Source organism: Aurantimonas sp. C2-5-R2, assembly GCF_036549495.1.
GTDB classification, from domain to species: domain Bacteria; phylum Pseudomonadota; class Alphaproteobacteria; order Rhizobiales; family Rhizobiaceae; genus Aurantimonas; species Aurantimonas coralicida_A.
Window position 1 is genome coordinate 1 of sequence record NZ_JAZHLJ010000111.1, and the last position, 8,588, is coordinate 8,588.

The 8,588-nt window shown below is 60.3% G+C and carries 8 protein-coding genes; all 8 read left to right on the forward strand.

Annotation, left to right across the window (positions count from 1 at the left end; translation table 11 throughout):
* The first annotated feature begins 464 nt into the window (after nt 1-464).
* The 8 genes from VQ044_RS22645 to VQ044_RS22680 all read left to right on the forward strand — a co-directional run bounded on the left by VQ044_RS22645 (nt 465) and on the right by VQ044_RS22680 (nt 8,375).
* Complete coding sequence (locus VQ044_RS22645) at nt 465-1,622, forward strand: transporter substrate-binding domain-containing protein (RefSeq protein WP_327649778.1); 1,158 nt, start codon at nt 465-467, stop codon at nt 1,620-1,622.
* Nucleotides 1,623-2,119: 497 nt separating this feature from the next.
* Nucleotides 2,120-2,527, forward strand: coding sequence for an ANTAR domain-containing response regulator (locus VQ044_RS22650; protein ID WP_327649766.1), 408 nt, complete (start codon nt 2,120-2,122; stop codon nt 2,525-2,527).
* 20 nt (nt 2,528-2,547) lie between these two features.
* Nucleotides 2,548-3,786, forward strand: a complete 1,239-nt coding sequence (locus VQ044_RS22655; RefSeq protein ID WP_327649768.1) for an urea ABC transporter substrate-binding protein — start codon at nt 2,548-2,550, stop codon at nt 3,784-3,786.
* A gap of 179 nt (nt 3,787-3,965) precedes the next feature.
* On the forward strand, nt 3,966-4,838 hold the full coding sequence (locus VQ044_RS22660) for an ABC transporter permease subunit (RefSeq protein ID WP_327649770.1): 873 nt from the start codon (nt 3,966-3,968) through the stop codon (nt 4,836-4,838).
* Between the two features lie 31 nt (nt 4,839-4,869).
* Complete coding sequence (locus VQ044_RS22665) at nt 4,870-5,919, forward strand: branched-chain amino acid ABC transporter permease (protein WP_327651321.1); 1,050 nt, start codon at nt 4,870-4,872, stop codon at nt 5,917-5,919.
* Nucleotides 5,919-6,635 carry an ABC transporter ATP-binding protein gene (locus tag VQ044_RS22670; RefSeq protein ID WP_327649773.1) on the forward strand — a complete coding sequence of 239 codons (717 nt, stop codon included), beginning with the start codon at nt 5,919-5,921 and terminating at the stop codon, nt 6,633-6,635. The genes VQ044_RS22665 and VQ044_RS22670 overlap by 1 nt, the downstream gene beginning before the upstream one ends.
* Entirely contained in the window at nt 6,628-7,344 is a 717-nt protein-coding gene (locus VQ044_RS22675; protein ID WP_327649774.1) for an ABC transporter ATP-binding protein, read from the forward strand. The genes VQ044_RS22670 and VQ044_RS22675 overlap by 8 nt, the downstream gene beginning before the upstream one ends.
* 32 nt (nt 7,345-7,376) lie before the next feature.
* Nucleotides 7,377-8,375, forward strand: a complete 999-nt coding sequence (locus tag VQ044_RS22680; RefSeq protein WP_327649776.1) for an acetamidase/formamidase family protein — start codon at nt 7,377-7,379, stop codon at nt 8,373-8,375.
* Nucleotides 8,376-8,588 lie beyond the last annotated feature (213 nt).

Consider the following 8,588-nt stretch of genomic DNA (forward strand, 5'->3'; position numbering starts at 1 on the left):
CTTGCTCAACAAAAACAAATCACCCATCAAAGCCTCCTTCAATGGAGACCGTGAATCACAGATCAAGAGAAATTAATAGGTCCTGAGCCTAGATCGCTGGAATCGTTCAAACCTCGTCCTATGCCAACGGACGCGACATCTCCATTTTGATACCGGTGGGACCGATGACGGCGGGATGTGAGCGTCGGATGAGCCCCCGTCCCGTTAGCGGGGGCAAAGCCTGCGGCACCGAACGGGCCCGAACACTGCTTCCAGTGAGGCACTTGTCGCCACCGGCGTTCTCCCGTAACCGTAGTTGCCACAGGAACCCGTGATCCTGCATGCGTTTCCGGAAGGGGCAAGGATCAGGCGGAACGCGGCGGGATGGTCACAGAACGTCATTTGTTCCAGACACCAAACCCATACCCCAGTTCATTCGCATGTATGTATAACGTACTGATAAACAAAGACTTATTTCTTTGGCTATCTTGATCCACAACCATCCCATCGGCATCCTCTTCTCCGCTACCGGCTCCTACGGCACGGTCGGACGGACGATGTTGAATGGGGCGCTGATGGCCTGTGCGGAAGTCAACGCCGACCCTCACTCGCCGGTGCGACTTGATCCCCTCGTGATAGATCCCGGCTGCGAGCTTTCGGCCTACGCCGCCGGGGTTAAGACGATGTTTGATCGCGGCATCCGCCAAGTGGTCGGCTGCTACACATCCTCCAGCCGCAAGGAAGTCATACCGATCTTCGAGAAGTGCGACGCGCTGCTTTGGTATCCCACACATTACGAGGGCTTCGAAAGCTCGGCCAATGTCGTCTACACCGGCACCGCCCCCAACCATCATCTATCCCCGCTCATCGACTACCTGGTATCGCGGTTTGGACGGCGCGCGTTCTGCATCGGGTCGAACTATATCTGGGGCTGGGAGAGCAATCGGGTATTGCGCGAAGATATCACGCAGCGTGGCGGCACGGTCCTCGCAGAGCGGTATCTAGCGCTGGGAGACACTGACTTCCGCTCCGTCATTGGAGCCATTTTCGATTCCGGCCCGGACTTCGTCTTCAACGCCTTGGTCGGTCGTTCCGCTTATGCGTTCTTCCGCGAGTTTCGCGCGGCCTGCACGGCCCGCGGGATCGACCAGAAAAGCCGCTACCCGATCGCCAGCTGCAACCTTTCGGAGCCAGAACTCTCGGAGATTGGCCCCGATGCCATTGACGGCCATTTGAGCTCCAGCGTTTATTTTTCCTCGATCGATACGCCGACAAATCGCGCCTTCGTCGCGGGTTACAACCGCATGTTTCCCGCGGGTCCAGCCGTTTCGGCTGAAGCGGAAGCGGCCTATATCGCGACAAAATTCCTTGCCGTAGCGCTGGTCGAAGCCGGCACGGACGAACTTCAAAATGTAAAAGCGGCCGTCCAGAGCAAGGCGTTCGATGCCCCTCAGGGGCGTGTCACGATCGACCCCGAAACGATGCACGCATACCTGACGCCCCGCATCGGCCGCTCCCGGCGCGACGGTCAGTTCGACATCCTTGTCGAGGCGGAGCAGCCGGTTCGCCCTGATCCCTATCTCGTGAGAGCGTCACCGTCCCATGAGGCGGTCGCACGCCGCCCGAACCTGAGGGTCGTCTGATGGCAGCTCGACGTCTCGTCCAGAATTTCAGCCACAGACGGGCTGTCGTCGTCAGCAATGACGAGCGGGTCGGCAATACTCTGGCTTCCACTCTTGGGCGGCTCGGCCTGATCGTCGATATGCGGCCCGGTATCCATGAGGCTGTCGACTTGTCGAACGAGCCACTGAGAGGCCGTTTCGAAACCCTGCCAAGACCAGCCTCCATGGTTCACCCGGGACGCCCAAACCCGCGGAAATCGGGTATCATGTCATTGCGGAGCGACCATCCGAGGGGCCTTTGAACCCGCCGCAGTGAGTTTCGAAACGGACTCTNTTCACCCGGGACGCCCAAACCCGCGGAAATCGGGTATCATGTCATTGCGGAGCGACCATCCGAGGGGCCTTTGAACCCGCCGCAGTGAGTTTCGAAACGGACTCTGAGCTGGAGCGATGATGTCATCTTCGTCGACGCCGACCTGCCGCTGGTGCCGCATGTCCCTTGGAGCAGCATTGGTGAAATGCCACTAGCACCGGTGATCGGCCTCGTTGGCGTCGAGGCGCCCAGCCGTTTGAAAGCCCTGATTCAGGTCGGAGCGACGGCATTCCTTTACAAGCCCGTTTACGCGGGCTCGGTCTTTTCGACGCTCTATCTGGCGGTCAATGAATATGCCCGCAAGGCCGAACTCTGCAATGCCATCGAGGCCCATGAGGGGCGCCGGCGCCAACGCCGCTTCGTCATTAAGGCGGTCGTGCAGCTGATGTCCGAGCAAAAGCTCGATGATGATGCGGCATTCGCCCTGTTGCGCAAGCGGAGCATGCAGACGCGTCTCAGCATCGAAGCCTATTGCCAATACGTCGTCCAACGAAGTGCGACGGTCCCTGAGTGCGGAACCGAGGGGCCACTGACACATCGGTCCGCAGAATAAACCCCGAAACGGAGACAGTCATGCACAAGCGAGCATCAGGCGTCCTTGCGGCGCTAGGAACCCTATTGCTTCTTTCCGGGGCGGCGATCGCCCAGGAGAAGGACCCCATCAAACTCGGCGTTCTGGAAGATCAATCCGGCGACTTCGCCGTCGCGACGATCGGCAAGGTTCACGGTATCCAACTGGCGGCAGAGGAGATTAACGCGGCCGGGGGAATCGATGGTCGTCCGCTGGAACTGGTCATCTACGATACGCAGTCGGACAACACCCGCTACCAGGAATTCATGCGCCGCGTCCTGCAGCGCGACAAGGTCGACGCGGTCTTCGCGGGGTTCTCGTCGGCATCGCGTGAGGCATACCGGCCGATCGTCGACCAATTCAAAGGGCTCGCCTTCTACAACAATCAATATGAGGGCGGCGTCTGCGACGCCAATATGATTGTGACCGGCGCGGTGCCCGAGCAGCAGTTCTCGACGCTTATTCCCTACATGATGGAGACCTACGGCAAGAAGGTCTACACGATCGCCGCGGATTATAATTTCGGTCAGATTTCTGCCGAATGGGTTCGCAACATCGTCGAGGAGAACGGTGGCGAGATGGTGGGCGAGGAGTTCATCCCGCTCGGTGTGTCGCAGTTTTCCCAGACCATTCAGAACATTCAGACCGCCAAGCCGGATGTTCTCGTCACGCTGCTCGTCGGCACCGCACAGGCATCCTACTACGAGCAGGCCGGCGCGGCGGACCTGAAAATCCCGATGGCGTCGTCGGTGAATGTCGGTCAGGGCTACGAGCACAAGCGGTTCAAGCCACCGAGCCTGGCCAACATGTTCGTGACGACGAACTACATCGAAGAGGTCGACACGCCCGAGAGCAAGGCATTCCTCGAGAAATGGCGGGCCAAGTTCCCGGACGAGCCATACGTCAACCAGGAAGCCGAAAATTCCTACTTGGCTGTGTATCTTTACAAGCAGATGGTCGAGCGCGCGAAGTCGACCGATCACGACGCCATCCGCAAGGTAATAGCGGAAGGCGACGTCTGCATGGATGCGCCAGAAGGCAAGGTCTGCATCGACCCCAAGAGCCAGCACATGTCTCACACGATCTATCTGGCAAAGGTCGGCGAGGATCACTCCATCACCTTCCCAAAGGTATGGGAGGACATCAAGCCCTACTGGCTGGGCGAAGCCGGCTGTGATCTGACCAAGAGCAATCCGGAGGCCCAATACACGCCTTCCAATCCCCCGCCCGCGGCGAACTGACGACAGCGGGCGGGCGCCGACGTCCAACTGGACGCGCGCCCGCCCGGTGCATTCGCCGCTGCCAGCGTCACGCGCGTTCAGACCGCGCCAAAACGATGTCAGTCCTTGGAACGCAGCATCGTCCTATCCGAAAACCGGCTTCCTTGGTTTCGGAACGTTGCAACAACGATGGATTTCGAATGGACGCGTTTAACGCCGTCTTCACCTTCCTCTACCAGGCCGGCGATGCCTTCGCCTTCCTCGTCCTTTCCGCCTGCGGGCTGGCCGTGATTTTCGGCATGATGGGCGTCATCAACCTCGCCCATGGCGAATTCATCCTGTGCGGCGCCTATGTCTCAACGACCGCGACGCATATGGGCCTGCCGTTGCCACTCTCCATCCTGCTCGGCATGGCGGTCGCCGGCCTCGTCGGAATCGCGCTCGAACGGCTGATCATCCGTCACCTCTACGAACGCCCGCTCGACACGATCGTCGCGACCTGGGGTGTGTCGATGATTGCCACGCAAGGCACGCTGATCCTCCTCGGCTCTACCATGCAAGGCACCGGCACTCCCTTCGGCAGTTTCACGCTCGGTCTCTATTCCTATTCCGTCTACCGTCTTGTGCTGATGGCGGCGGCGCTGGGGACCCTCGCCCTTCTCTGGCTGATCTTCACGCGCACCAAGTTCGGCATTCTCGCCCGCGCGACAATCCAGGTTCCGCACATCGCCGAGGCTCTCGGCGTCAATACGCGTCTGATCTACAGCCTGACCTTCGGCCTCGGAGCCGCCCTCGCGGGGCTGGCTGGCGGGCTGTACGCCCCGACCATGACGCTCGTTCCGACCATGGGTAGCGCCTTCGTGGTCGAGGCATTCGTCACGGTGGTCGTCGGCGGCGCGGATATCTTCCTCGGCACGGCTCCGGCCGCCGCGATCCTCGGCCTCGTCAAGGCGGCATTGATCTCCTGGCAAGGCCAACTGGCCGGTCAGATCGGCCTGCTCGTCACTGTCATCATCGTAATTCGCATCCTGCCGCGAGGGCTCTCGGGGTGGATTCTGCGTGAAAGGGCCTGATTTGGCATCCCCTTCCTCCATTGCCAAAAGTTTGAAGCTGCTCGAAGGGCCACAGACCCTCGGCAAGGGGCGCGGCTTCTGGTCCGGGTTCATCCTGGTTGTCGCCGCCGCCTGCATCTATCCGTTGTTCGCGGACGGTTACGACGTCGGGAACAACGTCTATTTCTTCAATTGGACCTTCATGGCACTCGGCCTGAGCCTGATTTGGGGCTATGGCGGCGCGCTGTCCTTCGGCCAGACGGCCTTTTTCGGCGTGGCCGGATATGCCTATGGCGTGCTAACCATCAATCTCGGCGATGCTTACGGCCTGACCTTGGTGTCGCTTGTCGCCGCGGTCGCCATTTCGTCGCTCCTCGCCGCCGTTCTCGGCTACTTTCTCTTCTTTGGCCGGATCAGCGGCGTCTTTCTGGGCATCGTCACGCTGTCGGTGACGCTGGTCCTGGAACGATTCATGGCACAGACCGCCGGTCCCGAATGGCACATCGGCTCGGCTCGGCTCAACGGCTTCAACGGCATGGGCGGAATGCCGTCGTTGACGATTCCCTGGCCGGGCGGCGACATCGCGCTGTTTCCCGATGTCACGCTGTACTACCTGACCCTCGGCCTTCTCGTTCTCGTCTATCTCGGCCTTCGCATGTTGGTGAACTCCCGTTTCGGCAATGTGCTGGTCGCGATCCGCGAGAACCCGCTGCGCGCTGAAATGCTCGGCTACGATATCCGCAAATATCAGCTCGGCGCCTTCGTCATAGGCTCCGCGCTCGCCGCCCTGTCCGGCATTCTCTATACTTCCTGGGGCAACTACATCACGCCGTCGTCAATGGGCATGACCGCCGCGGCTTTGCCGATCGTGTGGGTGGCTGTCGGCGGTCGCAGCGACCTCACGACGACGCTGCTCGGCACGCTGCTCGTCCTGTCCGGCTTCCAGGCATTGACGATCCACGGCAGTCAGTATGCGCTGGTCGCCATGGGCGTGCTTCTCGTCGCCACCGTGCTGCTCGCCCCGACCGGCATCATCATCGCGCTCGGCTCGCTCGTCTCCGGACGACTGAAGCGTCGCAAGACCGCGAGGGAGATGTCCTGATGGCGATCCTGGAGACCCGAGATCTCAACAAGTGGTTCGGCGGACTGCATGTGACCGGAGGGGTCGATTTCGTTCTTCAGCCAGGCGAGATTCACTGCCTTATCGGCCCAAACGGCGCCGGCAAGAGCACTTTCTTTCGCTTGATCCTGGGCGAATTTCTGCCGACCAGCGGGCGGATATTCTATGATGGCCATGACATCACCCGCGCCAAGTCCTTCGCGCGCATCCGGCAGGGCATCAGCGTCAAATTCCAGGTACCGGGAATCTTCAAGGCGCTGAGCGTACGGCACAACCTCCAGATTGCGCTCCAGCACCATCTGGCCGGACACTCGCTTGGCGAGGAAATCGACCGGTTGCTCGAATTTCTGAAACTGAAGGACACCGAGAAGCAACTCGCCGGCGATCTCAGCCACGGTCAGAAGCAATGGCTCGAGATCGGCATGGCGATCGCACTGAAACCGAAGCTGCTCCTCCTCGACGAACCAACGGCCGGAATGACACCCGACGAGACGTTTGCGACCGGCGAGATGGTGCAGGCTCTCAACCGTGACGGCGTGACAGTGCTTGCGGTAGAGCACGACATGGCATTCGTCCGCCAGATCGCCCAGAGCGTCACCGTGCTGCATTTCGGCAAGATCTTCGCACAGGGCACGATCGACGACATCATCGCCGACGAGGGCGTCGCCGCGATCTATCTGGGCGAGGTCCATGCGTAAGGAAATCATCCTGGAAACGCGCGGCCTCTGGGCGGGCTACGGCGGCAAGCCGGTGCTGCAGGGCGTCGATCTCAGCGTCCGCGAATGCCAGATAGTCGCCGTCATCGGGCGCAACGGTGTCGGCAAGTCGACGCTGATGAAGACCCTGATCGGCCTGCGACCCTCCGACCAAGGCTCGATCACGTTCGAGGGCTCCGCGATCGACAGGCTTTCAGGCCACAGGCGCGCACGACTGGGCATCGGTTACGTCCCACAAGGCCGCGATGTCTTTCCCCGCATGAGTGTCTACGAGAATCTCCTTGTCGGTCAGTCGATCGGCGGCTCCGAAAAACCGGCGGGACAGATCGACGAAATCTACGGCTATTTCCCGATCCTCAAGGAACGGCGGGACCAGCGAGCTGGAACTCTGTCCGGGGGGCAGCAACAGCAGCTCGCGATCGGTCGCGTGTTGATGGGAAAGCCGTCGCTCATCCTGCTCGACGAACCGTCCGAAGGCATTCAACCGAATATCGTCCAGGACATCGCGCGCATCATGGTCGAGTTGAACCGCGCGACTGGAATCACGATCGTTTTCGTCGAACAGAACCTCGATATGATCCGTGCCATGGCACAGCGTTGCTACGTCATGGAGAAGGGACGGATCACCGCCGAGATCGATACGGCAACATTGGAGGACCGCGACGCTGTCCGCCAATTCCTAGCCGTCTAGTCAATAACAACCATGCAAATGAGGATCGATCTATGACCTGGTTCAACGACTCCATCATGGCCCGCAAGGGAATCGCCAAGGGCAAACCCGGCACCTCACATTCGCTCACCGAGGCGGTTCAAGGCAAATACCATTATGTTTACGGGGCCTTTGTCGACCCTGTGTTGACGGTCGATCCGGGCGCCGTCGTTGCGGCTGAGACCCATGACGCCTTCGAGGGCGCTATCCAGAACGAAACCGACAAGCCGAGCGAAATCCTCAACTTTCCCTATCTCAATCCGCAGAACGGCCCGATCTACGTCAACGGCGCGGAAAAAGGCGACTGCCTCGCCGTCTATATCGAGAGCATCGTTCCGCGCGGGCCCCAGCCTCGCGGCACGACCGTGATCATGCCGGAATTCGGCGGTCTGGTGCCGACCGCCGAGACGGCCCTCTTGACCAGCCCCCTGCCGGAGCACGTGCGCAAGCTCGAGATCGATGCTGAAACCGGCACCAAATGGAACGAGCGGATCACGCTTCCCTATGAGCCGTTTATCGGAACCATCGGCACCGCACCCGAGATCGAGGCGATTTCCTCGCTCGTTCCCGACTACTATGGCGGCAACATGGACCTGCCGGACGTCGCGCCTGGGGCGATCGTCTACCTTCCGGTCAACACGGCTGGTGCCTATCTGTATCTCGGCGACTGCCATGCCGCCCAAGGCGATGGCGAACTCTGCGGCGTCGCGATTGAGCATCCGACGGTGACGACCGTGCGGATCGACCTCATCAAGGGTTGGACGATCAGGGCGCCCCGCCTCGAAAACGATCGCTTCTACATGACGATCGGCTCCGCCAGGCCCATGGAAGACGCCGTACGCGGCGCCTATCGCGAGTTGATCCGCTGGCTTGGGGCGGATTTCGGCTTCGACGAGATCGACGCCTACATGCTGCTCACCCAATGCGGCCGCGTACGCTTGGGCAATATGGTCGACCCAAAATACACGCTTGGCGCTTCGATTTTGAAATCGATCTCCGGCGTCGCGGGATAGTTGGCGTGCGATCCGTCATTTTCTTATTGTGATGCACATTACCAGCTGCTATTTCGCTCATTTTTTTCGACCATTGAACGGCCCGGTCTGTGAACCGACGTTACAGAGGTGGCTCGGGAAAATTGGCTCTTGCGCAGGTTGTGTGGTCACGAGGCTTGGCGACTCTTTCTAACACCGCAGATTATGCGGTGGAGAAAGCATGCTTGAGATTTC